This window comes from Halorubrum sp. (assembly GCF_046498025.1).
Classification (GTDB): domain Archaea; phylum Halobacteriota; class Halobacteria; order Halobacteriales; family Haloferacaceae; genus Halorubrum.
Window position 1 is genome coordinate 67,386 of the sequence record NZ_JAWOBM010000012.1, and the last position, 23,348, is coordinate 90,733.

A 23,348-nucleotide genomic window follows, 5' to 3' on the forward strand; every position below is an offset into this window, starting at 1 on the left:
CGTCCGCGGTCCGAATCACTTCTCGACGTCGAGCAGAGCGACCCGCTCGCGGACGATATCGGCCAGTCCGCCGGCCGTCGCCGCGAGTTCGCGATCGGAGACGCCGTAGAACTCCCTGACCCGATCCGCGTCGAACCCGTCGGCGACTTCAGCGGTCTCGGCCGGAACGGTCAGCCCCTCGACGGCGGTCTCGGCCGCGTCGAGGTCCGCGGTGGGTCGGCCCGCGCCGTCGACACCGCCGAAATCGGCGACGAGCACGACCGCGCGCTGTTCGCCCTCGGAGACGCCGAGCGCCAGCGCGCGGTCGATCTGTCGCCGGCCGGCCGTGTACAGCAGGACCTCGACGCCCGGGTCGCGCGCGACGGCCTCGCCGCGGGCGATCGCCCGAGCCGCGAGGCGAGTCGCCGTGCGGAGGTGCGCGTCGGAGACGACGAGGCCGGCGTCGAACGCCTGGACGACCGCGCCGGTCTCGGCGGCGATCGCGTCGAGCCGAGAGAGGAAGGCGTCGAGGTCGTCGATGGCGACCGTCCCGCGAACGAGTCGGTGTGGGGGGATCGGAGGGTCTGGGAGGGCGTCGTCGCTCCCGGCGTGGTCGGTCTCGGCGCTCCCGCTCCCGTCGCTCATTCGAAATCACCCAGGCTCGCCTGTCCGTCGCCGTCCCCGTCGCTCGCGGACCCGGCGGTCGCCGCCGCAGACGCCGACTTGTCCGGCCGCACGTCGGCCATCGACGGGTTCTCGCGGCCCGCGTGTTCGAGGATCCGCTCGGCGGTCCGCTCGCGGCCGCGGAGCGCGCCGAGCACGACCGCCTTGTCGACCTCGCGCAGGTCGGCGCGGGTTTCGACGCCGGCCTCGAACAGCCGGCGGGCGCGCTTCCGGCCGACGTTGCGGACCCCGGCCAGGTCGAGCAGCTCCTCGCGGACGCCGTACTCGATCCGCTTTCTCGCCTCGCGGACCGCCACGACGACGTCGCCGTCGACCCCCTCCACGTCGCGCGCGAGGGTCTCGGCCGCGCGCAGCAGCCACTCGGCGGTGTCGACCTTCCCGCGGATGTCGCCGGGGCCGACGCCGTACCGCTCCGTGATGCGGTCCTCGTCGACCTCGTTCGCCCAGTCCTCCAGGAGCCGCGCCGTCTTCAGCGACGCGAGCCAGTCCTCGAAGCGCACGTCCTCGTACTCGGAGGGCACGTCGCCGAGGAACTCGCCCTCGCGCTCGTAGCAGAGCTCGGTGTACGTCTCGCGGTCCCCCGACTTCAGGTAGAGCTCGTACATATCGGGCGTGCGGCTGACGAGGTGATAGAGGCCGAGCGGGGTGACGTCGGGCGACGAGGGAGCGGAGTCGCGCTCGGACATCTGCCCGTCGGAGTCGCTCCCGGCGGCCGACTCGTCGCCGTCCTCGCCGGCCCGCGTGTACGTCCCGAACCCGGGCTCGTCGCCGTCGTCGTCGGCGGTCCTGACGAACTCGCCGGCACCGGCGCCCGTCGCACCGGCGGCGCCGTCGCCGGCCCGCCGAAGCCCGTCGATCATCTCGGCCGCGCTCATCGGGTCGAGGTAGAGCCGCGAGACGGTGTGGCCGATGCCGGTCGCGGTCAGGCTCTCGCTCCCGCCGCCGCGGTCGCGGTCGATGAAGTCGTTGACGGCGAGGTAGTCGAGAACCGTGTCGGTGACGGCCGCGAGCCGTCCCTCGTCGTCGGTCTGAGTGGCGTAGAGGGTGTTGTCGAGAAACGACAGGAGGCCGTCGCGGGTGGAGGCGAACCCGGAGGCGACGGTGGCGAGCACGTGAGTCCGGAGCGCGGGCTCGGCGGCGAGCTTCGAGCGGACCGGCTCGGGGTCGGCCCAGAGGTACCGCTCGAACAGCTCCTCTTTCGTGTCCGCGTCGTTCGCGAGCAGGACCGCCTCGCCGTACGGGTCGAGCCCGGGCCGACCCGCACGGCCGCACATCTGGTGGACCTCCAGCACGTCGAGGGGTTTCATGCCGCCGAACTCCCCGTCGTAGCGGCGCCAGTCGCGGACGATCACGCGCCGGGCGGGGGTGTTGACGCCGGCGGCGAGCGTCGGCGTCGCCGAGATGCACTTGATAAGGCGGTCACGGAACGCGTCCTCCACCAGCGACCGGTGCTCGCTCGCGAGCCCCGCGTGGTGGAACGCCGACCCCCGCTCGACCGCGTCGGCGAGGTCCTCGGAGGTGTCGGTGTCGGAGACGCCGCGGATCTCGTCGGCGAGCTCGCGGAGCCGGCCGCGTTCGTCGTCCGTGAGCCGCGGACCGGTGACGTCGGTGAGCTTCCGGGCCGACGACTCGGCGTTTCGGCGGGAGTTGACGAAGACGAGCGAGGAGCCGCCCTGCCCGTCCTCCTCGGTGTCGAGCGCGTCGGCGACGAGCCGGGCCGTCTGGTCCTCGCCGCGCTCGACGGGCACCTCCCGCTTGCTCCCGTCCGCGAAGTCGATCGCGTTGCCGAAGTGGACGCCCATCCGGAGGTCGATGGGTCGCCAGTCTGACTCGACCAGCGCGGCGTCGAGCCAGTCGGCGATGACGTCGGCGTTGCCGACGGTCGCCGAGAGCGCGACCGTCTGCAGGCCGGGGTTCACCTTCCGGAGCTTCGCGAGGGTGACCTCGAGGGTGGGGCCGCGGTTCGCGTCGTCGACGAGGTGGACCTCGTCGCTCACGACGCAGGTGAGGTCGTCGATCCACGGGGCGCCGTTGCGGATCAGCGAGTCGACCTTCTCCGAGGTGGCGACGATGATGTCGCGCGTGGCGAGCCACTCGCCGTCGGACTCGTAGTTGCCGGTGGAGACGCCGACCGTGATCCCGTGGTCCTCCCAGCGCTCGAACTCGGTCTTCTTTTCGCTGGCGAGCGCGCGCAGCGGAACGATGTAGAGGGCTTTGCCGCCGCGGTCGATCGCCGACAGCATGGCGAGCTCGGCGATCAGGGTCTTCCCGGAGGCCGTCGGGACCGCGGCGACGAGGCTCTCGCCGTCGACGACGCCGGCCTCGACGGCGGCCTCTTGGGGCGGGTACAGCTCGGCGACGCCCTCCGCTTCGAGCGCCTCGCCGACGCCCGCGGGGAGCCCGGAGAGCGAACTCGGTTGCATTACCGGGAGGTGGGTCCCGACCCGATTTAAACCGTCGGAACGGGGCGGTGACGGGGCTCGGCGGTCGTTCACCCCTGGCCCGCCGCTTCCGCTACAGCTCCCCTTTCGTGCTCGGCGTGTCGCTGCGGCGCTCGTCGAGCCGGGTCGCGTCGTCGAGCGCCCGCGCGAGCGATTTAAAAAGGGCCTCGACCTCGTGGTGGGCGTTGTCGCCCGTCTCGACCGCGGCGTGGAGCGTCAGGCCGGCGTTGTGCGCGAGCGAGAGCGCGAAGTGGTCGGCCATGACGCTGGTGAACTCGCCGACCGACTCCTGGGAGAACTCGCCCGAGAACTCGTAGTACGGGCGGCCGGCCACGTCGACGACGACGCTCGCGACCGCCTCGTCGAGGGGGACCCGTCGGTCGGCGTACCGGCGGATTCCGCGCTTGTCGCCGAGCGCCTCGTCGAACGCCTCGCCGAGACAGATCGCCACGTCCTCGACCGTGTGGTGGTCGTCGATCTCGGTGTCGCCGTCGCACCTCACCGTCAGGTCGAAGAGCCCGTGTTTGGCGAACGACGCCAGCATGTGGTCGTAGAAGCCGATCCCCGTGTCGACCTCGCTGTCGCCGTCGCCGTCGATCGCGAGGGTGAGCTCGATCGTCGTCTCGCTCGTCTCGCGGGAGACCGCGGCCGTCCGCTCGTGGTCGCTCATACCGGCCCGTCGCGGGCGATTCGTAAGTGGATTGCGGGTGGCCGCTCCGGCGGTCCCCGACCCGACACCGGATTCGACGACCGCGGCCGGCGGTGGATATTTGCCGCGGCCGTGAGTCACCCTCGTACGGAATGGACGACTCCGATCCGCCCGACGCGTCAGATCCGCCGCACGCTCCGGGATCCGAGGTCGATCCGCCGGCGGTCGGTATCAGGGACTCGGACGCCGTCGCCGCCGCCGTCGACGCCGACACCGGCGAGGGGGAGCTCGAGCGGACGATCGGCCTCGTGGGCGGGCTCGCGATCGGCGTGGGAACGATGATCGGCGCGGGGATCTTCGTCTTCCCGGGACTCGCGGCGGAGAACGCCGGTCCGGCGGCGTCGCTCTCGTTCGCGATCGGAGCGGTCATCGCGCTCCTCGTCGCGCTGCCGGCCTCGGAGCTCGCCACCGCGATGCCGCGCAGCGGGGGCGGCTACTTCTTCATCTCGCGCGGACTGGGGACCGCTGCCGGCGCGATCGTCGGGCTCGGGCTCTGGCTCGGCCTCGTGTTCGCCTCCGCGTTCTACCTCGTCGGGCTCGGCAGCTACGCCGGACAGGTGTTCCTCGAAGCGGGGATCGCGCTCCCGGTCAGCCCCGCGGTCCCCCTCGGCGTCGCGTTCGGCGTCGGGCTCACCGTCCTCAGCCTCTTCGGGACCGAGAACACCGCGGCGCTCCAGAACGGGATCGTGATCCTCCTCCTGGTCATCCTCACGCTCTTTCTGACCTACGGCTCCCTCGACGCGCTCGGCGTGTTCGGCGCCGAGCGCACGCCGGAGCGGTTCTTCCCTCCCGGCGGGGCGCTGCCGGTGCTCCAGACCGCGGCGCTCGTGTTCACCTCCTACCTGGGGTTCGCGCAGGTCGCGACCGTCGCGGGCGACATCACGGAGCCGAGTCGGAACCTGCCGCTGGCGATGGTCGGCTCCGTGCTCCTCGTCGGCGTCTTCTACGTCGTCACGATCTTCGTCGCGACGAGCGCGTTCGGCAGCGCCCGGCTCGGCGAGTTCGGGGAGACCGCGATGGTCGAGGTCGCCCGGTCCTTCGTCGGGCTCCCGGGCGCGCTGGCGATCGTGGTCGCGGGGCTGCTGGCGACGTTCTCCAGCGCGAACGCCTCCATCCTCAGCGCCTCCCGCGCGGTGTACGCGGTGAGCCGCGACGAGATCATCCCCGAGACCGCGAGCCGGCTCAACCTCACGTACGGCACTCCGCACGTCGCCCTCGGGCTCGCCGGCGGTCCGATCGTCGTCCTGACCGCGACCGGGCAGGTGGCGCTGCTCGCGGAGGTCGCCTCGTTCCTCCACCTCGTGATGTACGGGCTGATCTGCGTCGCGCTGATCCAGCTGCGGCGAGAGCGGCCGCCGTGGTACGACCCGGCGTTCCGCTGTCCGGCCGGGTTCGCGGTCGCCGGCGTCGGCGGGCTCGCGAGCTTCGCGCTCATCGCGTTCATGCAGCCGGCGTCGATCGGCGTCGGCGTCGCGATCATGCTCGCGGCGTACGGCTGGTACCGGTACTACGCGACCGACGTCGACCTCAAAGGTGACTTCTGAGATGACCGACACACCCACCGAGACCGGCGGAGAACCGACCGACTCCGACGCGTCGACCGAGACCGGAGGACCTCCGGAGGCCGGCGATCCCTCGGAGACCGGCGACCCATCGGAGGCCGGAGATCCCCCGCAGACCGCACGACCGTCCGTGTTGGTCCCGCTGGCGGTGCTGGAGGGTGAATCCCTCCCGAACGGCGCGCCGGAACTGCTCGCGAACGCCCGGGTCGTGCTACTCGGGTACCACGTCATCCCCGACCAGACGGCGGCCGAACAGGCGCGCGAGCAGTTCGGCGAGACGGCGATGTCGAAGCTCGCCGAGTTCGCCGACGCGCTCGCCGCGGCGGGGGCCGACGTGGAGACGCGCCTCGTGTTCACTCACGACGAGGAGACCACGATCGACCGACAAATCTACGAGCACAACTGTCTCGCGGTGCTGGTCCCGAACAGCGCGACGCAGGTGGAGTCGGTGCTCGTCGCGCTCCGCGGCACGGTCGGCATCGAGCGGGTCACGCGGCTCGTCGCGGGGCTGTTCGCCGACACGGGCGTCGCGGTGACGCTGTACCACGTCCTCGCCGAGGGCGAATCCCCCGAAGACGGGGAGTCGTTCCTGAACGGCGTGCAGACCACGCTGGTCGACCGGGGGATGGGCCCCGACGGGATCGAGACGCTCGTCGAGGACGCGGACGCCCCGCTCGACGCCATCGCGGGCCGGGCCGAGTCGCACGACGCGGTCGTGATGGGCGAGACGGACCCGTCGGTCACGACGTTCGTCTTCGGGATGCCGTCGAAACAGGTCGCCGAGCGCTTCCTCGGCCCGGTGTTGGTCGTCCAGCGCGAGCGCCCCGAGGGATAGCCGACGCCGGGAACGAGCGGCGACTCGCGGGCCCCCGATTTAGACGTCGTCTGCGGCCGACTGCGCCTCGCGCAGCGTGAACGTCCCCTCGTACAGCGCGGTCCCCACGACGACCGCGGCCGCCCCGGCGTCCTTCAGCGCGACCACGTCGTCCACGGTCGCCACGCCGCCGGAGGCGACCACCGGGACGTCGACCGCCTCGACGACGCTCTCGACCGCCTCGCGGTCGATCCCCGCCAGCTGTCCCTCGACGTCGACGTTGGTGAAGAGGACCGCCCCCGCGCCGAGCTCCTCGTAGCGCGTCGCGGCCGCGGCCGGGTTGAGGCCGGTCCCCTCCGTCCAGCCGCTCACCACCACCTCGCCGTCCTTCGCGTCGAGGCTGACGACGACGCTCCCGGGATGGGTCTCGTCGATCTCCGCGACGATCTCCGGCGTCTCGACCGCCGCGGTCCCGAGGATCACCCGGTCGAGCCCGAGGTCGAGGAGGTCGCGCGCGTCCCCGGCGGTTCGGATGCCGCCGCCGAGCTGGAGGCCGATCCCGTTCGGAACGCTTCGGACCACCGCTTCTATCGCGTCGGCGTTGACGCGCTCGCCCTCGAACGCGCCGTCGAGGTCGACGAGGTGGAGCGTCCGCGCGCCCGCCTCGATCCAGCGCTCGGCGGCCTCGACGGGGTCGCCGTACCGCTTGCCGGTGCCGCGCTCGCCGCCGACCAGCTGGACGACCTCGCCGTCCTGTACGTCGACCGCCGGGATCACCTCGAACTCGGAGAAGCCGCTCATACCCGTCGGGAGTCGGGGACGCGGATTAAACGGGTCGGTTCGCGCGACAGACGCGTCGGCGCCCTCCGCGTGGCCTCACCTCACGCCACCGAGACGATCAGCGCCGAGATCTCCTCGTCGAAGCCGGCGGGATCGGTCGCGAGGGCCTCCGCGGTCTCCGTGTCGGTGACCGACTCCACCGCGGTCTCGCCGTCGATCGACTCGGGGAGCGCCTCGCCGATCACTTCGGTGAGGGCCTCTGCCGGGAACGCGCCGCCCGCCACGAGCACGTCGGTACCGTCGTGCCACACGGCGAGCCGCGCCGTGACGTCCACGGGCTCCTCGACCGTGGTCGAGGAGCCGTCCGGGAGGGGGAACTGCCCGTCGAGCGCGAACTCGCCCTCGAAGCGCCACGCCGTCGCGGTGTGGCCCCCCGTCACCGTCGTGGTCCCCTCGTCGGCCGCCTCGAGCTCCTCGATCCCGGCGTTCCGGAGCTGCGCGCGGAACGCGTCCACCGCCGCCGTCTCCACCTCCGCCATCACCCGATCGCGACCGACACCCCCCGGCAGCCCGTCGAGGGCGGGCCGGAGGTCGATCCGGGTCGCGAAGAAGACGACCGGCGACCCGCTCGCGCCGACCGTCTCGTCGAGCGCGTCGGCGACCGAGACGCACTCGTATATCAGCGTGCGTTCGAGCGCGCGCACCGTCACCGGCCCGTACTCCTGCTCGAAGGCCGTGCTCTCCGACTCGTCGAGGAGCCGCCAGCCGTCGTCGATCCGGTCGCTCGTCACCCTCGGCTCCGGCACCGGGCCGTCCCGGGTGCCGAGACAGCCTGCGAGGCCGACGGTCGCGGCGCCGGCTGCGGCGGCGAGCGCCCGACGGCGCGTCGTTCCGGCGGCGTCCCCTGTCGACGGTTCGTGCATGGGCGTACGAATCACACCTCTCGTAAATGGGTGTCGACGGCGGTATCAGGAGCGATATCGTCGGAGCCGCCCACCCCCCGTCGCCGCGCGCCGTCAGCGATGCCGCCGCCGTCGCCGACACGGATCCCTTATAACAACTCGGTGTGACAACCCAGTAATGACTAACGACGCAGACTCGGCCGACGACGCGGTGTCGATCGATCGACCGACCCGACGGCGGACGGGTCGATCCACCCGCCGCCGGTTCTTGACGCTCGGCGGCGCTGCGGGCGCCGTCGCGCTCGCCGGGTGTAGCGCACAGCGGACCGGCGACGATGAGGAGGACGGGGATGACGACGGGTCGAACGGGGACGACGACGGTGACGACGGGGCTAACGGGGAGGACGGCTCCGACGACGGTGACGACGAGGAGACCCCCACGCTGACCGTCGCGACGTACACCAGCTTCATCGACGCGCCCTCGGTGAGCCCGGGCGAGTGGCTCAAAGAGGAGTTCGAGTCGCGCGTCGACGCCGAACTGGAGTGGGCGACCCCAGACAACGAGCTGAACTACTACGTCGAGCGGGCCGCCTCGGGCGCGTCGATCGACGCCGACCTCTACGTCGGCCTCACCACCGAGGACCTCGTGCGCGTCGACGACCGGCTCGACGACGACCTGTTCGCCGAGCGCGGGGAGATCGACGGGTTCGACGACGTCCGCGAGGGGCTCCTGTTCGACCCGTTCGACCGGGCGGTCCCCTTCGACACCGGCTACGTCAGCCTCGTCTACGACGGCACGGCGATCGAGGCCCCCGAGACGTTCGAGGAACTGCTCGCCGACGAGCACGGCGGCGCGCTCATCGCGCAGAACCCCGGCAGCTCCACCACGGGACGCTCGTTCCTACTCCACACGATCCACCGATTCGGCGACGGCGGGGTCGCGAGCGACGGCGACGACGAGGCGGTCGCCGGCGGCGACGACGACCCCGACTACGGCTACCTCGACTACTGGGCGGACCTCCAGGCCAACGACGTGCGAGTGCTCGGCTCGTGGGACGACGCGTACACCGCTTGGAGCAACGGGGAGGCGCCGATGGTCGTCTCCTACTCGACCGACCAGGTGTTCGCGGCCGACGCGGGCGAGGACCTCGAAGAGCACCAGATCCGCTTCCTCAACGACCAGGCGTACGCGAACCCCGAGGGGATGGCGCTCTTCGCCGACGCCGACGAGCCGGAGCTGGCGCGAGAGTTCATGTCGTTCATGCTGAAGTCCGAGGTCCAAGGCGAGATCGCCCAGCGCAACGTCGCCTTCCCGGCGACCGACACCGCGACGCTCCCCGACGACTACGCCGAGCTCGCCCAGGAGCCGGCCGAACCGGTGACGTTCACGTACGACGAGCTCCAAGGCTCCGTCAGTGAGTGGATCGACGCCTGGGAGCGACAGTTCGCCGGAAACTGAGGGTGGCGTGACCGACCGCCGCAACGGCGCCGAGGAGGCATCGGACCGCGGTGTCGACGGGGGCCCGGACCGCGCCGCCGGGAATCGCCGTCGCGTCCGGACCCTCCGCGACCGGATCGAGGGGCGCCTGCTGACCGCGCTCGCGGTCCTCACGAGCGTCGTCCTCGTCGTCGCCTTCTACTACCCGGTCGGCACGGTGCTCGTCGAGGCGGTCGTCGTCGACGGCGCTGCCACGCTCGCGGTGTTCGCCGCGCTGCTGCGGGACCCCTTTTATTTCGGAGAGCTCGCCCGGCTGTTCGCGGGCGAGTCGCCGCTCGCCGTCATCCGCGCGCTCCTCGCGCCGGACCGCCGGCTCGGTATCGTCGGCTTCACCGCGTACCAGGCCGCGCTGTCGACCGTCGCCAGCGTCGCGCTCGGGCTCCCGGCGGCGTACCTGCTCGCGCGCTTCGAGTTCCCCGGCCGCCGGACGCTGCGGTCGCTGACGATCGTCCCGTTCGTCCTCCCGTCGATCATGGTCGCGGTCGGCTTCGTCGCCACCTTCGGGACCAACGGGACGCTCAACGCCGTCCTGTCGGCGCTCGGACTCCCGTCCGTCGACCTCATGTTCACGCTCCAGGCGATCGTGATCGCGCACGCCTTCTACAACGCGCCGCTCGTCGCCCGGGTGACGACCGCGGCGTGGGAGTCGGTCGACGCGAGCGCGGTCGAGACGGCCCGAAGCCTCGGCGCGGGGCCGCTCCGGGCGTTCTCGGACGTGGTCGCGCCGCAGGTGTACCCCGCCGTGCTGACGGGCGCGGCGCTGACCTTCGTGTTCACCTTCGGCACCTTCCCCATCGTCCTCGCCCTCGGCGGGTTCCAGCTGGCGACGATCGAGGTGTTCATCTACCGGCTCGTCCGCGACCTGAGCTACTCTGAGGCGGCCGCGCTGGCGATCGTCGAGCTCGTGATCTCGCTGGGGGTGCTGCTCGCGTACCTGCGCTACGAGGCGCGACACACGGTCCGCGCGCGCGGCGTCCGTCCGCTCCCCCGGAAGCCCCTGCTCCCGTCGGGGCGGACCCTACGAGAGGTCCTCCCCCGCGTCGGACTCGCCGCCTACGCCGTCGTCGCGGCCGTCCTCTTCCTCGCTCCGATCGGCTCGATGATCCTCGCGAGCGTCACGGGGGGCGACGGCGCGCTCACGCTGGAGCACTACCGGTTCCTCGTGGACCGCCAGCAGACGGGCGCGGCGTTTCAGGTGCGGCCGTGGCCCGCGATCCGCAACTCCCTCCTGTTCGCGTCGGCGGCGACGCTCATGGCGCTGCCGATGGGCGTCGTCGTCGCGGTGCTGACGACGCGCCGGTACCGGGGCCGGAAGCTGGTCGACGCGGCCGCGATGGCGCCGCTCGCCGTCTCGGGGATCGTCGTCGGGCTCGGGCTCCTGCGCGGGCTCGTCTTCGGCGTCGAGGTCGCGGGGTGGCGGATCGCGGTGTCCGGCGCGGTCGCCATCGCGGTCGCGCACGCCGTCGCGGGGTACCCCTTCGTCGTCCGGACGGTCGCGCCGGGGCTGGAGGGGCTGGACCGCTCGCTGGTCGAGTCGGCCCGGGCGCTCGGCGCGTCGCGGGCCCGGGTGATCCGCGACGTGGAACTCCCCTTAGTGTGGCCCGGCGTCGTCGCCGGCGCGGCGTTCGCGTTCGCCATCTCGATCGGCGAGTTCACGGCGACGGTGGTGCTCGCCACCGGGGCCGACGCGTACACGATGCCGGTCGCCATCGAACGGTTCATCGGGCGTCGGCTCGGACCGGCGACCGCAATGGGCGTCGTTCTCCTCGTCGTCACCGGGCTCAGCTTCGTCGTCATCGAGCGCCTCGGGGGTGAGACCCGTGGACTTTGAGCGGTCGGTCACCGACGCCGCGGCCGAGGCCGCGGCCACCGACCGCGCCCCGCCGGCCGTCGAACTCGACGGTGTGACGAAGCGCTACGGCGACACCGCCGCCGTCGACGACGTGAGCCTCCGGGTGCGTGAGGGCGAGTTCTTCACGCTGGTCGGTCCCTCCGGGTGCGGGAAGACGACGACGCTCCGGCTGATCGCGGGGTTCGAGGAACCGACCGCCGGGACGGTCCGCTTCTTCGGCGAGTCGGTCGCGGGGGTGCCGCCGGAGGACCGCGACGTGGGCGTCGTCTTCCAGAACTACGCGCTGTTCCCGCACATGACCGTCGGCGAGAACGTCGCGTACGGGCTCAACTTCGCCGACCCGCCCGGGGGCGTCACCCGCGACGAGCGCGTCGCGGAGCTGCTCGAGCTGGTCGACCTCCCCGACGCCGCCGACCGCGACCCGGAGAGCCTCTCCGGCGGGCAACAGCAGCGCGTCGCGATGGCGCGGGCGCTCGCGCCCGGCCCCGACGTCCTCCTCCTCGACGAGCCGATGAGCGCGCTCGACGCGCAGCTCCGCGAGCGCCTCCGGGTGCAGGTCCGGACGATCCAGTCCGAGCTCGGGATCACGACCGTCTACGTCACCCACGACCAGGAGGAGGCGCTGGCGATCTCCGACCGCGTCGCGGTGATGCGAGACGGCGCGCCCGAGCAGATCGCGCCCCCGCGGACGGTGTACCGCGAGCCGGCCACTCGCTTCGTCGCCGAGTTCGTCGGCGACAACAACGTGTTCGCGGGTCGGACCACGGACGTCGAGGGGGCAGACACCGCCGACGAGGGCGCGAGCGGCGGGGACGTCTCCACCGCCGCCGACGAGGGCGCGAGCGACGGTCCCACCCGCACCGCCGCGGTCGACGTCGGCGGCGAGACGCTCCGCGTCCGGATCGACGAGACCAGCGACGTCGAGGTCGGTGACCGCCTCACCTTCTGCGTTCGCCCGGAGTACCTCCGGATCGACGAGGGGGAGAGCCGGCTCGCGGCGACGGTCGCGAGCGCGGAGTTCCTCGGCGAGACGACGCGCGTGACCCTCGACTGGGGCGGTCGCGACCTCCTCGTCCGGACGCGCGACCCCCTCTCCGGCGAGGTCGTCGTCGGCTTCGATCCCGAGGACGCGCACGTGATCGACGACCGGGCGCGCGTGACGGACGACGATTTATAAATAGAGGCGCGGTGGCGCGTGCCTCCGAGCGTCCACCGGGCGCGAGTAGCGAGGGACCGGAGGTCCCTCTGACAGCCGGCGGCGGAGCCGCCGGCGAGAGCACGCGCGAGGGAGCCCGCGGCCGCCGGCGGCGGCCGCGGCGAGGCTGGGGAGGCGTGAGGTGTGGTTACGGTGCGGTCGGGTGGGACTCAAAGGGGCAGTCGCGAGGACGAAGGCGGCCGCAGCAAGCACCGCAGCGAGTATCGCGAGCGAGGAGCGCAGCAAGGCCCCCGAGTCGTCGCGGCTGGGGCTTTGGAGGCGGTCACCGGTGATCAGTGGTTAGATGTTTATAAGTAATCGGCCGGGGCTTTGGAGGCGGTCACCGGCGATCCGCACTCATCCATTTATAAACGACCGACTCGGGCGCTAGCGTGGGTCCCCGCCGTTACCTCGCAATCGAACACTGCGCTCCGATCCGCGTACGACGGCGACACGCATTAGCGCTCCGAGCCGCTACCCTCAGTATGGCATCGGAGTCGTGTGACGTCTGCGAGCGGTCCGTCAGGATCGCCGGCGGGATCGGCGACCTGTGGAACTTCGCGTTCGAGTCGACGCAGGGGATGACCCTGGAGCTCGTCGACGGCGCCGAGTTCTTCCTCTGTTTCGAGTGCATGGAGGCGCTCCCGGACGACCACGAGCCGACCGAGGCGGACGTCGTCGACCTCCGCGAGCGCACCGACCCCGTCGAGGAGGACGGGAACGACTTCTGGCACTGGCGGTAAGCCGGGACTGCCCGCCGCCCAATCGGGCCATTTATCGCCCGGTACCGAAAGCCCTCCCACACGTGACTGACTCGCAGATCCCTCTCTCCGCCGCGGTATCGCTCCGACGGAATCGGCCCGCCGTGTCCCCCGCCCGCTGATGGGCAAGCAACTGGAGCGCGACCTCGGCCTGCCCGCGGTGACGGCCATCAGCATCGGCGCGATGGTCGGGAGCGGGATCTTCATCCTGCCGGGGCTGGCGATGAAAATGGCCGGGCCGGCGGTCGTGTTCGCGTACTTCCTCGCCGGCGTGCTGGTGCTGCCGGCGGCGCTGAGCAAGTCGGAGATGGCGACGGCGATGCCCGAGGCCGGCGGGACGTACCTCTACATCGAGCGCGCGATGGGCCCGCTGTTCGGCACCATCGCGGGCGTCGGGACGTGGTTCTCGCTGACGTTCAAGGGGGCGCTGGCGCTGGTCGGAGGCGCGCCGTACCTCGTCTTGCTGTTGGACCTGCCCGTGACGCCGGTCGCGCTGACGGTCGCGACCCTGCTCATCGTGTTGAACGTCGTCGGCGCGAAACAGACCGGCCGGATGCAGATCGCCATCGTCGCGGTCATGCTGGCGGTGATGGTCTGGTTCATCGTCGTCGGGGCCCCGAGCGTCGAGGGCGCCCGCTTCGAGGGGTTCTTCGACGGCGGGATCGACGGGATCCTCGGCGCGACCGGGTTCGTGTTCGTCTCCTACGCCGGCGTCACGAAGATCGCGAGCGTCGCCGAGGAGGTGGAGAACCCCGACCGGAACCTCCCGCTCGGGATCCTCGGATCGCTCGTCATCACGGCCGGGATCTACGTCGCCATCGTGACCGTCATGGTCGGCGTCGCGGACGCGGCCGCGCTCACGAACACCGAGACGCCGATGGAGGTCGCCGCCGTCAACGCGCTGCCCCCGATCGGCGTCGCCGCCGTCGTCGTCGCGGCGCTGCTCGCGCTGATCAGCACCGCCAACGCGGGTATCCTCTCCTCGTCGCGGTACCCCTTCGCCATGAGTCGGGACGGGCTCGCGCCCGACGTCTTCGAGACCGTCAGCGACCGGTTCGAGACGCCCGTCAACGCGATCACGATCACCGGCGGCGTGCTGCTCGTCCTCATCGCGTTCGTCCCCATCGACGACATCGCCAAGCTCGCCAGCGCGTTCAAGATCCTCGTCTTCATCCTGATCAACGTCGCGCTGATCGCCTTCCGTCAGGGGTCGATCGAGGCGTACGACCCCAGCTTCAGGTCGCCGCTGTACCCCGTCCCGCAGCTGGTGGGGGTCGTCGGCGGGTTCGTGCTGCTCCGGTACATCGGCTTCGTCCCGCTGGTCGGCGCCGTCGTCATCATCGTCGGCTCGATGGCGTGGTACCACCTCTTCGTCTCCCGCCGGGGCGGCGTGGACCGCGAGGGGGCGATGACCGACGCCCTCCGACGGAGCGTCGGTCGCGACGTCGTCGAGCAGACCGAGTCCGCGGTCGGGACCGACGGCGACGAGGTCCTCGTGGCGGTCACCGAGGCGACCCCGCCCGCCGTCGAGCGGTCGCTGATCGACCTGGCCACGGACCTCGCACGCACCCGGGAGGGCGGCGTCCGCGTCGCGCGGTTCGACGAGACGCCCGACCAGACGCCCCTCCCGCAGTCGGCCGCCACGCTCACCGAGGCCGACGAGGCGTTCGAGGCGCGAATGGCCGACCGGGCGACCGACTCGACGATCCCGATCCGGTACGGCGAGGTCGTCAGCCACGACACCCGACACGCCGTCGTCAACTACGCCGCGGAGGTCGACGCCGACACGCTGATCATCGAGCGCTCGGAGGGGTTCGACACGCTGCTGGGCAGCGACGCCGACTGGATCGAAGCGCACGCTCCCTGCGACGCCATCGAGGTGTCGAACCTCGACCACGACACCGTCGAGCGCGTCGCCGTCGTCACCGACGAGGGGCCGTTCGACCCGGCGAAGGTCGCGATCGCCGACGCGCTCGCCACGGCGGTCGGCGCGACCGTCACGTTCCACTTCCCGGTCGGCGGCGACTCGCCCGAGAGCCGCCGGAACACGACGGACGACTACCTCGCCGAACTGGCGGACCTGTGCGCGGCGCCGGTCGAGACGCGGGTCGTCGACGCGGGCACTGACGCCGCGGTCCAGACCGCGACCGACGACGCGGACGTCCTCGTCGTCAGCGGCGTCCAGCGCGGGCTCGTCGACCGGCTGTTCGGTCGCGGAGCGGACCCGGTGACGGCGGAACACGGGACGCTCGTCGTCTACGGCGCGAGCCGACCCGGGCGGCTCCGCCGGGCGATCGAACGGCGACTGTTCTGAGCGTCTCGACCGCCGGTCGCCGCTCCCCGTGTTTGAGCGTCTCACGAGGAACTGAGCGTCTCACGAGGAACTGAGCGTCTCACGAGGAACTGAGCGTCTCACGAGGAACTGAGCGTATCACAAGGAACATACCCTCGCGCGACCCGGTACGATCCATCAGGTGGATCCCGTGACGAGAAAACGCGAATACCGAGACGACTACGACGACAAGACGCTGTACATCCCCGGGCCCACGGAGGTCCCTGACGACGTGATCGAGGCGATGACGGAGTCGACGTTCGGCCACCGGATGGACCGGATGACCGACCTGTACACCACCATCGTCGAGGACACCAAGGAGTTCCTCGGCACCGACAACGACGTGATCATCCTCACGGCCTCCGGCACGGAGTTCTGGGAAGCGTCGACGCTCAACCTCGTCGACGAGCGCGTCTTGGTGCCGACCTGCGGGAGCTTCAGCGAGCGCTTCGCCAACGTCGCCGAGCGCCTCGGCAAGGACGTCACCCGGCTGGAGTACGAGTGGGGGAACGCGGTCAAGCCCGAGGACGTCCGCGAGGCGCTCGAATCCAGCGACGAGGGGTACGACATGGTCGCGGGCGTCATGAACGAGTCGTCGACCGGCGTCCGCAATCCGATCGAGGAGATCGGCGACGTGATCAGCGAGTACCCGGACACCTACTTCGCGGTCGACGCCGTCTCCTCGCTCGGCGGCGACTACGTCGATATCGACGAACACGGCATCGACGCGATCTTCGCGTCCACGCAGAAGGCGTTCGCGATGCCGCCGGGGCTCGCGGTCTGCGTCGTCAGCCAGGACGCCTACGACCGCGAGGTCGAGAAGGGCACCTCCTCGTGGTACGGCGGCTTCCGGCGCGCGATCGACTACTACGAGCGCAAGGGCCAGACCCACTCGACGCCCGCCATCCCGATCATGTTAGCGTACCGCAAGCAGATGAAGCGGATGCTCGACGAGGGACACCGCGCCCGCGACGAGCGCCACCGCGAGATGATGGCGTACGTCCACGACTGGGCCGACGAGCACTTCGCGATGTTCCCCGAGGAGGGGTACGAGTCGCAGACAGTCGCCTGCATCGAGAACACGCGGGGCATCGACGTCGCCGCGACGATCGAGGCGGTGAGCGAGGAGTACGACATGGCCTTCTCGAACGGGTACGGCGACATCGCCGAGGAGACGTTCCGCATCGGTCACATGGGCGAACACACCGTCGAGAGCGTGACGGAACTCACCGACGCGATCGAAGACGTCGCGGATCTGTAGCGCGGTCGCTCCGGTCTCTATCTTAACAGGGTCACTCGTCCGACCGCGGCTCGACCAGGTCGATCCGATACCGCCGCCCCCCGGCCGCCGTCTCCTCGACCGCGACGACGACGAACGAGTGGTCGCCGACGTCGACGATGTCGCCCGTCGAGAGCGGGCCGTCCGGGCCGGGAACCCCGCGTCGGCGCCGGTTCCGACGCGCTCGCTCCGCGTCCTCGCCGTCCTCACCGACGACCGCCGGCGCGACGCCGATGACGCCGCGCCCGGCCTCGACCGCGCGGTTCCAGAACGCGTCCGACGGAGGGAGCGGGCCCAGCCGGTCCGCCAGCTCCTCCCTCGTGACTCGCTTCATGCCCTCCCGCTCACAGCCAGAGCAGTTGTGCGTGTCGGGTCTCCTCGAACTCCAAAACGGTCTCCTCGTCGACGAGTCCGTGTTCCACCGCGACGCCGACGGCCTCGGTGCCGACGATGTTCGCGACCTGCGCGCGGTGGAGCCCGGCGACGACCTCCTCGGCGTCGGCTTCGACGGCCTCGTCGCCGCCGTAGAACTCCTCGGTGACGGTGAGCGTCACGGGACCGTCCTCGTACGTCTCGCCGAGACAGTCCGCGTCGCAGACGGAGACGAGCGTCCCCTCCGCGGTCTCGCGCTCGCGCAGGAGCATCCCGGAACCCCCCCGGTCCATCTCAGAACCCCTCGGGCCCCTCGCCCTGCAGTTCGCGCTCCGGGGGCTCGGCCGGCTCGCCGCGCTCGCCCCGCTGTCGGCCCGCGTCCGGCTGGCCGCCGCGGCCGCCGCGGTTTCCGAGACCGCCCGGCCCGGGGGCCTGCCCGGTCTGTTCCTCGATCATCTGCTCTTCGGCCTCGCGGCGGATCTCGTCGGCGCGGTCGGCGACCTCCTCGGCCTGCTCGTGCTCGCCGGCCTCTTCGAGCGCGCGCGCCTTCTCCTCTAAGACGCCCGCGTTCCGGTAGCCGAGGCGGATCGCGTTGTCGAAGCAGGTGACGGCGTCCTCGGCGAGCCCGCGCTCCACCAGCAGGAACCCTCGGTTGTACCACGCCTCGGCGAAGCGCGGGTCGGTCTCGACGGCGCGCTCGGCGTGTTCGAGCGCCTGCTCGGTGCGGCCGAACTCCCAGAGCGCGTACGCGAGGTTGGTCTCGGCGGTCGCGGCGTGCTCGGAGGAGTCGTCGATCCGCAGCGCCTCCTCGTAGGCGCCGATCGCCTGGTCGTACTCCTCTAACTCGGCGTGGGCCGCCCCCTTGTTCACCCACGCCTCCTGCGCTTCGAGCGAGTCCTCCTCGGCGAACTGCGCCGCGCGCTCGAACGTCTCCGTCGCCTCCTCGAAGCGGTTGATCCCCATGTACGAGAGCCCGACGTCGATCAGGCGCTCGACGTCGATGGCGTCGCTCTCAACGTTGCGCTTGTCGAGGATATCGGTGAGGACGCGGGAGTCGACGGGGTCGACCGTGTTCGGGTCGGCGTCGATCTCCTCGGGGTCGAGGGTGAACTCCTCGTAGTCGGCGTCGACGCCCTGCCCCGCGGAGAATTTGTGGCGGTCGTCGTCGCGTTCGTCGGTCATATACCCGGTTTTGACGGTCACGCGGCGTAAGGGTTGCGTCGCCGACTGAACGGGTGTGATTTATACGTATCTTCCGTCGGTATTCGTCTCATCGACCGCTCCTACGCAGTCGCCAGCGCGGTGGCCACTTCCCAAGCCCCAGTCGCCGGCGGCGAAGCCGCCGGCTGCCAGAGGCGCTTCGCGCCTCGCTGCCGCTCGACTGTAAGTAGTCGAAGACAGATCGGCGGTGAACGCTTCCAAAGCCCCAGCCGCGAGGGGCTCGCGGCCTATCGGCCGCTCGCCAGTCGAGGGCTCCCTTCGGTCGCCCTCGCTACTCGCGCGCCTTGCTGCGCTCCTCAGTCGCTCGTTCCACTCGCTCCTTGCGGTGCTTGCTACGGCGTGCTTCGCCCTCGCGGCTGCCCCTTTGAGTCCCACCCGACCGCTACCGCACAGCACCTCACACCTCCCCAGCCTCGCCGCGGCCGCCGGCGGCGGCCGCGGGCTCCCTCGCGCGTGCTCTCGCCGGCGGCTCCGCCGCCGGCTGTCAGAGGGACCTCCGGTCCCTCGCTACTCGCGCCCGGTGGGCGCTCGGAGGCACGCGCCACCGCGCGTTCGTTTATAAACAGTCGTGACGCCGCCTCGCGATCTATTTATAAACCACGTCGTCGCCATCGGGGCCTCGCCGTCCACTGCGGGCCGCTCTCAGTCGTTTCTCGGTTCTTTGTGGCCCGTCGCGGTCGTGAGCGAATCCTGCCCCGGTGCCGGCCGCTTATGTGTGTACACCCGAAGGGAGTGGTATGACCGAGGACTCCCGCGCGGACCGCCGCTCTCCCGTCGGCGAGCCCGTCGTCCGGTCCGACCCCGAGGTGACGGGCGAGCGGGCCGCGGAGGCGGTCGGCTTCGACCCCGACGACCCCGAGAGCGTCGCCGAGGCGGCCGAGACGGTGGCCCGCTTCGCGGCCGGCGACGTCGGCGACGAGGACAACGTGCTCATGCTGCGTGGGGCGGCCGCGTGCGCGGCGCTCGTCCGCGGCGTCGGCTCGTACAAGGCGGCGGCCGAGTGCGCGGGAGACGGCGTCTCCGTCGCGTTCATCCGCAAGTGGGCCCGCGTCCACGACCTCCCGCAGGCGATCCGACGCCAGGTCGCGAGCGGTCGGATCGCGCCGAGCGCGGCGAAACACGTCGCGCGCCTCGGCGGCACCGACCGCTACCTGCTCGCGTGGACGGTGATCGACGGCGACCTCACGGTGCGCGAGGTGCGCTCCGTCGCGTCCGCCGTCAACGACGGCGCCGACATCGAGACCGCGGTCCGCGAGACGGGCGTCGATCTCGGCCACATCGACCTTCGGCTCCCGCTCGACACCTACATGAAGCTCCGCCGACGCGCCTCGAACCGAAACGCCGAGCCGGGGACGATCGCGGCAGAGGCGCTCGACGACTACTTCGCCGCCGACGGTTCCGAGTAGCCCTCGGCGAACCGACCGACCGCGGCCGCGATCGCCGCCCGTCCGCGCTCGACTTCTCCCCACGCGATCGTCTCGTCCGGGTAGTGCGCCTCCGCGACCGTCCCCGGCCCCAACAACACGGCCGGGATCCCCGCCGCGACGAAGTGCCTGGAGTCGGCGCCGTAGGTCGCCCCGGTCGGCTCCGGGTTCGGGAGCCCGGCGTCGACGAGGCCAGCCCGCGCCGCCTCCACGATCGGCTCGTCGACGGCGACCTCGGCGGGCTCGAACTGCACGGAGAACCGCTCGAACGTCGGCGGGTGCTCGCGCAGCCACGGGTCCTCGGCGGCGACCGCCGCCAGCCGCTCGCGGAACGCCGCCTCCACCTCGCTCACCGTCTCGCCCGGCGCGACCCCGATCCGGAACTCGGCCGTCAGCGTCGCCGGGACCGTCGACGCCCACGACCCGGCCTCGACGGTCCCGCAGACCACCGGCCACGGCACCGGGAACTCCGTATACAATGGGTGGTCGACCGACTCCCCGCGCTCCGCCTCGAGGTCCATGAACGCCCCCCGGATGGCCTCGAATCGCGGGAGGACGTCCTCGCCGCCCCAGCGCGTGGCGGCGTGCGCGCTCCGCCCGGTCAGCTCCAGCCGTGCCATCAGCGAGCCCTCGCAGGCGACCACGGGGCGCAGCTCGGTCGGCTCCGCGACGATGGCCGCGTCGCGCTGGAACGGGTACGGGTTCGCGAGCGCCGCGGTCGCCGCGCCGTAGCCGCCGTCCTCCTCGCCCGCGACCGCCTCGACGACGACTCGCACCCCCGCGTCCGGGAGGTCGAACTCACCGGAGTCGACGGCGTCGCGCACGTCGAGCGCCGCGCCCACGCACGCCGCGACCCCCGACTTCATGTCCGTCGAGCCGCGGGCGGTGAGGGTCTCGCCGGCGTCGCTCTCTCCCCACTCCGGCTCGAAGGGGCCGCTCGACCACTCCGCGGGCTCGGCCGGCACCACGTCGATGTGGCCGTTCAGCACGACCGTCGGCGCGTCGCCGGCGGCGTCGCCCGCCTCACCTTCGGTTCCGTCGTCCCCCGCGCTCGCTCCGCCGAGTTCGAGCACGCCGCCGACGCTCCGGCGTCCCGCCACGTCCGCCTCGTCGAGGTCGTCGGGAAAGGAGGGGTGGTCGGCGAGGAGATCGGCGTCGGCGTCCCACGCGTACGTCTCGAAGCCGAGGTCGTCGAGCTGTCCCTCGACGAAGTCGGCCGCGACCGCCTCCTCGCCGGCGGTGGAGGCGAACCGACAGAGCGCCGCGGCGAACGCGCGCATATCGAAGTCCATGCTCTCGGCGACGGCACCCCCCCGGAAACCGTTTCGGGTCTGCCGGCCGATGGGCCCCGCCGCGTGCGGTTTCTAAACGTTTATCCGTGGTCTCTCCTTACGAATTCGTGTCTGGGCCGGTAGCTCAGTTAGGGAGAGCGTCCGGCTTTTAACCGGACGGTCGGGGGTTCGAATCCCTCCCGGCCCGTTTTCCTGCGACCAAAGGGAGCAGTGAAAACGCCAGAAGGGATTCGAATCAGGGAACGGAGCCTGCGGAGTGACCGTGGTTCGAATCCCGTCGGACCGCGATGCGGTCCGACTGGCTCCACGCTCGCTTCGCTCGCGTGGATCCCTCCCGGCCCGTACTTCTCGCGGCGAGCACTTCGCGAGCCGCGAGACCGTCGCCGAGGGAGGGTTCGAAACCCCAAAAAACGCGCGACGCGTCGCTGTCGATCCGCGTTCAGTACCCGAGCCGCTCGCGCACGAGGACGACCGTCGTCCGGCCCTCCTCGGTCTCACGCCGGTAGATCAGCTGCTTCGCGACGGCCGACTCGACCCCGTACGCCTCCTGGGCGCGCTCGTTCTCCAGCGGGTACGCGACCGACTCCAGCCGGTCGAACGCGTCGTCGAGCGTGGGGACGACCTTGTTGACGCCGCTGACGATGATCACGTTGCCGGCGGCGAACGGGTACGCCCCGACGCGGCTACCGGAGAGGTCGGCGGCGACGAGCTCGCCGGTCTGGGCGATCGCGTTGATGCCCCCCAGGAAGTAGTCGGCCGTCTGCGACCGCCGCCGTGCGGCCTGCCGCTTGGCGTCGTCGTCGATGCCCCAGATCTCGTCCGGGAGGCTCTCCCACTCGTGGTCGCCCTCGCTCAGGAGCTCGTCGAATCCGATCTCCTCGAGCGTCGTCGAGTGACCGTTCATCACGGAGACGCCCGCGGGGATCTGGGCCTCGACCGCGTCTAGTGCGTCCGCGGCGTCGTCGACGGCGATAACGTCGAACCCGTGCTCCTCCAAGTTCGCGACCGTCTCCTCGAGGGTCTCGTCGTCGGGCACCTGGTCGAGCGAGTCGTCGATCTCCGCGTCGTCTGCGTAGTCCGCTTTCTGCTGTGGCATGGTGAAGTGAAGGCGAATCGGAACCGTCGTCGCCCCTCGGCGGAGTCAGCGAACGTCGAGCGGCGCCGGGTCCATTTCGTCGATCGATCGGAGGGCCGGACGACACTTAATCGCTCGCGAACACTCGTGTCGGGTGGTGACACCGGTGTTATCGTCGTGTCGGTGGGGCGACCGCTCGGAGTCCGTCGGCGGGACGAGCCGGCGGCTACGCGGTCGGTCGTCGATAAAAATCGCGTGTCGTCGGGCCCGAGGGGGCGCGACGGTCGGTCGGCGGGTCGGTGCAGCGAGGGGTGGCGTCGGCGTGGGTGAGTGTAGTTGTCCTATTGGACGCTTACGCCTCGCGGGTCGCGACGCTCCCCGCTCGGCAGTGAGGTTCTTTCAGAACCTCGCTTACATCGCACCGCCCATGCCGCCCATGCCGCCCATACCGCCGCCCATGCCGCCGGGCGCGCCGCCGGGGCCGCCCTCGTCGCCGCCGTCGTCGGAGCTGCCGCCCTTGAGGTCGCCGGCCGCGATGACGTCGTCGATGCGCAGGATCATGACGGCCGCCTCGGTGGCGGACTCGATGGCCTGGGTCTTGACGCGGAGCGGCTCCACGACGCCCTCGGCCTCCATGTCGATCACGTCGCCCGTGTAGGCGTCGAGACCGGCGCCGAACTCGCCGGCGTCGTGGCGGGAGCGGAGGTCGACCAGCGAGTCGATGGGATCGAGACCCGCGTTCTCGGCGAGAGTGCGCGGGACGACTTCCAGCGCGTCGGCGAACGCCTCGACGGCGAGCTGCTCGCGGCCGCCGACGGAGTCAGCGAAGTCGCGGAGCTGCAGCGCGAGCTCGGCCTCGGCGGCGCCGCCGCCGGGCAGGATCTGCCCGTCGAGCAGCGTCGTGCGGACGACGCCGAGCGAGTCCTCGATGGCGCGCTCGACCTCGTCGACGACGTGTTCGGTGCCGCCGCGGAGGATGAGGGTGACGGACTTCGCCTCTTCGACGTCCTCGACGAAGATGCGCTCGTCGCCGCCGATGTCCTTCTGGGCGACGGAGCCGGCGAAGCCGAGGTCGTCCGACTCGATGTCCTCGAGGTTGGAGACGACGCGGCCGCCGGTCGCGCGGGCGAGGCGTTTGAGGTCACCGGACTTCGCTCGGCGGACGGCGAGGATGCC

At 71.4% G+C, this 23,348-nt stretch carries 20 protein-coding genes and 1 tRNA gene; 10 read left to right on the forward strand and 11 right to left on the reverse strand.

Annotated features, from left to right (window positions below; all coding sequences use genetic code 11):
- Positions 1 to 15: 15 nt before the first annotated feature.
- The 3 genes from cgi121 to hisB all read right to left on the reverse strand — a co-directional run bounded on the left by cgi121 (position 16) and on the right by hisB (position 3,774).
- Positions 16 to 624 carry a KEOPS complex subunit Cgi121 gene (gene cgi121 / locus R6U01_RS02025; RefSeq protein ID WP_410284793.1) on the reverse strand — a complete coding sequence of 203 codons (609 nt, stop codon included), beginning with the start codon at positions 622 to 624 and terminating at the stop codon, positions 16 to 18.
- Positions 621 to 3,086, reverse strand: coding sequence for an ATP-dependent DNA helicase (locus R6U01_RS02030; protein WP_410284794.1), 2,466 nt, complete (start codon positions 3,084 to 3,086; stop codon positions 621 to 623). The genes cgi121 and R6U01_RS02030 overlap by 4 nt, the downstream gene beginning before the upstream one ends.
- 91 nt (positions 3,087 to 3,177) lie before the next feature.
- Complete coding sequence (hisB, locus tag R6U01_RS02035) at positions 3,178 to 3,774, reverse strand: imidazoleglycerol-phosphate dehydratase HisB (protein ID WP_410284795.1); 597 nt, start codon at positions 3,772 to 3,774, stop codon at positions 3,178 to 3,180.
- 131 nt (positions 3,775 to 3,905) lie between these two features.
- Between hisB and R6U01_RS02040 the strand changes: the two genes are divergently transcribed.
- Both R6U01_RS02040 and R6U01_RS02045 read left to right on the forward strand, forming a co-directional pair.
- On the forward strand, positions 3,906 to 5,357 hold the full coding sequence (locus R6U01_RS02040) for an APC family permease (RefSeq protein WP_410284796.1): 1,452 nt from the start codon (positions 3,906 to 3,908) through the stop codon (positions 5,355 to 5,357).
- Position 5,358: 1 nt separating this feature from the next.
- Positions 5,359 to 6,210 (forward strand): universal stress protein, encoded by an 852-nt coding sequence (locus R6U01_RS02045; RefSeq protein WP_410284797.1) that lies wholly within the window; start codon positions 5,359 to 5,361, stop codon positions 6,208 to 6,210.
- 39 nt (positions 6,211 to 6,249) lie between these two features.
- Here R6U01_RS02045 and hisA read toward each other — a convergent pair whose 3' ends face one another.
- Positions 6,250 to 6,990, reverse strand: a complete 741-nt coding sequence (hisA, locus tag R6U01_RS02050; protein WP_410284798.1) for a 1-(5-phosphoribosyl)-5-[(5-phosphoribosylamino)methylideneamino]imidazole-4-carboxamide isomerase — start codon at positions 6,988 to 6,990, stop codon at positions 6,250 to 6,252.
- An 80-nt stretch (positions 6,991 to 7,070) separates the two neighbouring features.
- Positions 7,071 to 7,892, reverse strand: a complete 822-nt coding sequence (locus R6U01_RS02055; protein WP_410284799.1) for a hypothetical protein — start codon at positions 7,890 to 7,892, stop codon at positions 7,071 to 7,073.
- 157 nt (positions 7,893 to 8,049) lie between these two features.
- Here R6U01_RS02055 and R6U01_RS02060 point away from each other — a divergent pair, with 157 nt between their 5' ends.
- The 6 genes from R6U01_RS02060 (at position 8,050) to R6U01_RS02085 (ending at position 16,770) form a co-directional block, all read left to right on the forward strand.
- Entirely contained in the window at positions 8,050 to 9,330 is a 1,281-nt protein-coding gene (locus R6U01_RS02060) for a thiamine ABC transporter substrate binding subunit (RefSeq protein WP_410284800.1), read from the forward strand.
- A 7-nt stretch (positions 9,331 to 9,337) separates the two neighbouring features.
- Positions 9,338 to 11,200 carry an ABC transporter permease gene (locus R6U01_RS02065; RefSeq protein ID WP_410284801.1) on the forward strand — a complete coding sequence of 621 codons (1,863 nt, stop codon included), beginning with the start codon at positions 9,338 to 9,340 and terminating at the stop codon, positions 11,198 to 11,200.
- The gene (locus R6U01_RS02070) at positions 11,190 to 12,398 is read left to right on the forward strand and encodes an ABC transporter ATP-binding protein (protein WP_410284802.1); all 1,209 of its coding nucleotides are present in this window, start codon (positions 11,190 to 11,192) and stop codon (positions 12,396 to 12,398) included. Before R6U01_RS02065 ends, R6U01_RS02070 begins: the two co-directional genes overlap by 11 nt.
- A 503-nt stretch (positions 12,399 to 12,901) precedes the next feature.
- Positions 12,902 to 13,159 carry a hypothetical protein gene (locus R6U01_RS02075; protein WP_410284803.1) on the forward strand — a complete coding sequence of 86 codons (258 nt, stop codon included), beginning with the start codon at positions 12,902 to 12,904 and terminating at the stop codon, positions 13,157 to 13,159.
- 139 nt (positions 13,160 to 13,298) lie between these two features.
- Entirely contained in the window at positions 13,299 to 15,491 is a 2,193-nt protein-coding gene (locus R6U01_RS02080; protein WP_410284804.1) for an amino acid permease, read from the forward strand.
- Between the two features lie 169 nt (positions 15,492 to 15,660).
- Positions 15,661 to 16,770 (forward strand): pyridoxal-phosphate-dependent aminotransferase family protein, encoded by a 1,110-nt coding sequence (locus R6U01_RS02085; RefSeq protein ID WP_410284805.1) that lies wholly within the window; start codon positions 15,661 to 15,663, stop codon positions 16,768 to 16,770.
- A gap of 31 nt (positions 16,771 to 16,801) precedes the next feature.
- Here R6U01_RS02085 and R6U01_RS02090 read toward each other — a convergent pair whose 3' ends face one another.
- From R6U01_RS02090 to R6U01_RS02100, 3 genes are read right to left on the reverse strand one after another with little or no spacing between them, the layout of a single operon-like run.
- Entirely contained in the window at positions 16,802 to 17,122 is a 321-nt protein-coding gene (locus R6U01_RS02090) for a hypothetical protein (RefSeq protein WP_410284806.1), read from the reverse strand.
- 10 nt (positions 17,123 to 17,132) lie between these two features.
- The gene (locus R6U01_RS02095; RefSeq protein WP_410284813.1) at positions 17,133 to 17,432 is read right to left on the reverse strand and encodes a DUF424 domain-containing protein; all 300 of its coding nucleotides are present in this window, start codon (positions 17,430 to 17,432) and stop codon (positions 17,133 to 17,135) included.
- A gap of 22 nt (positions 17,433 to 17,454) precedes the next feature.
- On the reverse strand, positions 17,455 to 18,342 hold the full coding sequence (locus R6U01_RS02100; RefSeq protein ID WP_410284807.1) for a tetratricopeptide repeat protein: 888 nt from the start codon (positions 18,340 to 18,342) through the stop codon (positions 17,455 to 17,457).
- A 776-nt stretch (positions 18,343 to 19,118) separates the two neighbouring features.
- Here R6U01_RS02100 and R6U01_RS02105 point away from each other — a divergent pair.
- Positions 19,119 to 19,787, forward strand: coding sequence for a hypothetical protein (locus tag R6U01_RS02105; protein WP_410284808.1), 669 nt, complete (start codon positions 19,119 to 19,121; stop codon positions 19,785 to 19,787).
- Here the strand turns inward: R6U01_RS02105 and R6U01_RS02110 are convergent.
- On the reverse strand, positions 19,760 to 21,097 hold the full coding sequence (locus R6U01_RS02110; protein WP_410284809.1) for a M20 family metallopeptidase: 1,338 nt from the start codon (positions 21,095 to 21,097) through the stop codon (positions 19,760 to 19,762). The two genes, R6U01_RS02105 and R6U01_RS02110, sit on opposite strands and share 28 nt — an antisense overlap.
- Before the next feature lie 113 nt (positions 21,098 to 21,210).
- Between R6U01_RS02110 and R6U01_RS02115 the strand changes: the two genes are divergently transcribed.
- Positions 21,211 to 21,284: transfer RNA gene (locus R6U01_RS02115), tRNA-Lys, on the forward strand.
- Between the two features lie 252 nt (positions 21,285 to 21,536).
- On the opposite strand, the gene R6U01_RS02120 is transcribed toward R6U01_RS02115, so the two are convergent.
- Together R6U01_RS02120 and R6U01_RS02125 are read right to left on the reverse strand one after the other, a co-directional pair.
- Positions 21,537 to 22,193: a lactate utilization protein gene (locus R6U01_RS02120; RefSeq protein WP_410284810.1), complete on the reverse strand. Its 657-nt coding sequence runs from the start codon at positions 22,191 to 22,193 to the stop codon at positions 21,537 to 21,539.
- A 390-nt stretch (positions 22,194 to 22,583) separates the two neighbouring features.
- Positions 22,584 to 23,348: TCP-1/cpn60 chaperonin family protein (locus R6U01_RS02125; RefSeq protein WP_410284811.1), on the reverse strand; the 765-nt coding region annotated here is incomplete at its 5' end.

Excerpts from the sequence above, each read along its gene's own strand:
- R6U01_RS02120 (WP_410284810.1), bottom strand. The coding sequence starts at position 22,193 with ATGCCACAGCAGAAAGCGGACTACGCAGACGACGCGGAGATCGACGAC.
- R6U01_RS02100 (WP_410284807.1), bottom strand. The coding sequence starts at position 18,342 with ATGACCGACGAACGCGACGACGACCGCCACAAATTCTCCGCGGGGCAG.
- R6U01_RS02045 (WP_410284797.1), top strand. The coding sequence starts at position 5,359 with ATGACCGACACACCCACCGAGACCGGCGGAGAACCGACCGACTCCGAC.
- R6U01_RS02105 (WP_410284808.1), top strand. The coding sequence starts at position 19,119 with ATGACCGAGGACTCCCGCGCGGACCGCCGCTCTCCCGTCGGCGAGCCC.
- cgi121 (WP_410284793.1), bottom strand. The coding sequence starts at position 624 with ATGAGCGACGGGAGCGGGAGCGCCGAGACCGACCACGCCGGGAGCGAC.
- R6U01_RS02080 (WP_410284804.1), top strand. The coding sequence starts at position 13,299 with ATGGGCAAGCAACTGGAGCGCGACCTCGGCCTGCCCGCGGTGACGGCC.
- R6U01_RS02055 (WP_410284799.1), bottom strand. The coding sequence starts at position 7,892 with ATGCACGAACCGTCGACAGGGGACGCCGCCGGAACGACGCGCCGTCGG.
- R6U01_RS02090 (WP_410284806.1), bottom strand. The coding sequence starts at position 17,122 with ATGAAGCGAGTCACGAGGGAGGAGCTGGCGGACCGGCTGGGCCCGCTC.
- R6U01_RS02110 (WP_410284809.1), bottom strand. The coding sequence starts at position 21,097 with ATGGACTTCGATATGCGCGCGTTCGCCGCGGCGCTCTGTCGGTTCGCC.
- R6U01_RS02095 (WP_410284813.1), bottom strand. The coding sequence starts at position 17,432 with ATGCTCCTGCGCGAGCGCGAGACCGCGGAGGGGACGCTCGTCTCCGTC.
- R6U01_RS02040 (WP_410284796.1), top strand. The coding sequence starts at position 3,906 with ATGGACGACTCCGATCCGCCCGACGCGTCAGATCCGCCGCACGCTCCG.
- hisB (WP_410284795.1), bottom strand. The coding sequence starts at position 3,774 with ATGAGCGACCACGAGCGGACGGCCGCGGTCTCCCGCGAGACGAGCGAG.
- R6U01_RS02075 (WP_410284803.1), top strand. The coding sequence starts at position 12,902 with ATGGCATCGGAGTCGTGTGACGTCTGCGAGCGGTCCGTCAGGATCGCC.
- hisA (WP_410284798.1), bottom strand. The coding sequence starts at position 6,990 with ATGAGCGGCTTCTCCGAGTTCGAGGTGATCCCGGCGGTCGACGTACAG.
- R6U01_RS02060 (WP_410284800.1), top strand. The coding sequence starts at position 8,050 with ATGACTAACGACGCAGACTCGGCCGACGACGCGGTGTCGATCGATCGA.
- R6U01_RS02030 (WP_410284794.1), bottom strand. The coding sequence starts at position 3,086 with ATGCAACCGAGTTCGCTCTCCGGGCTCCCCGCGGGCGTCGGCGAGGCG.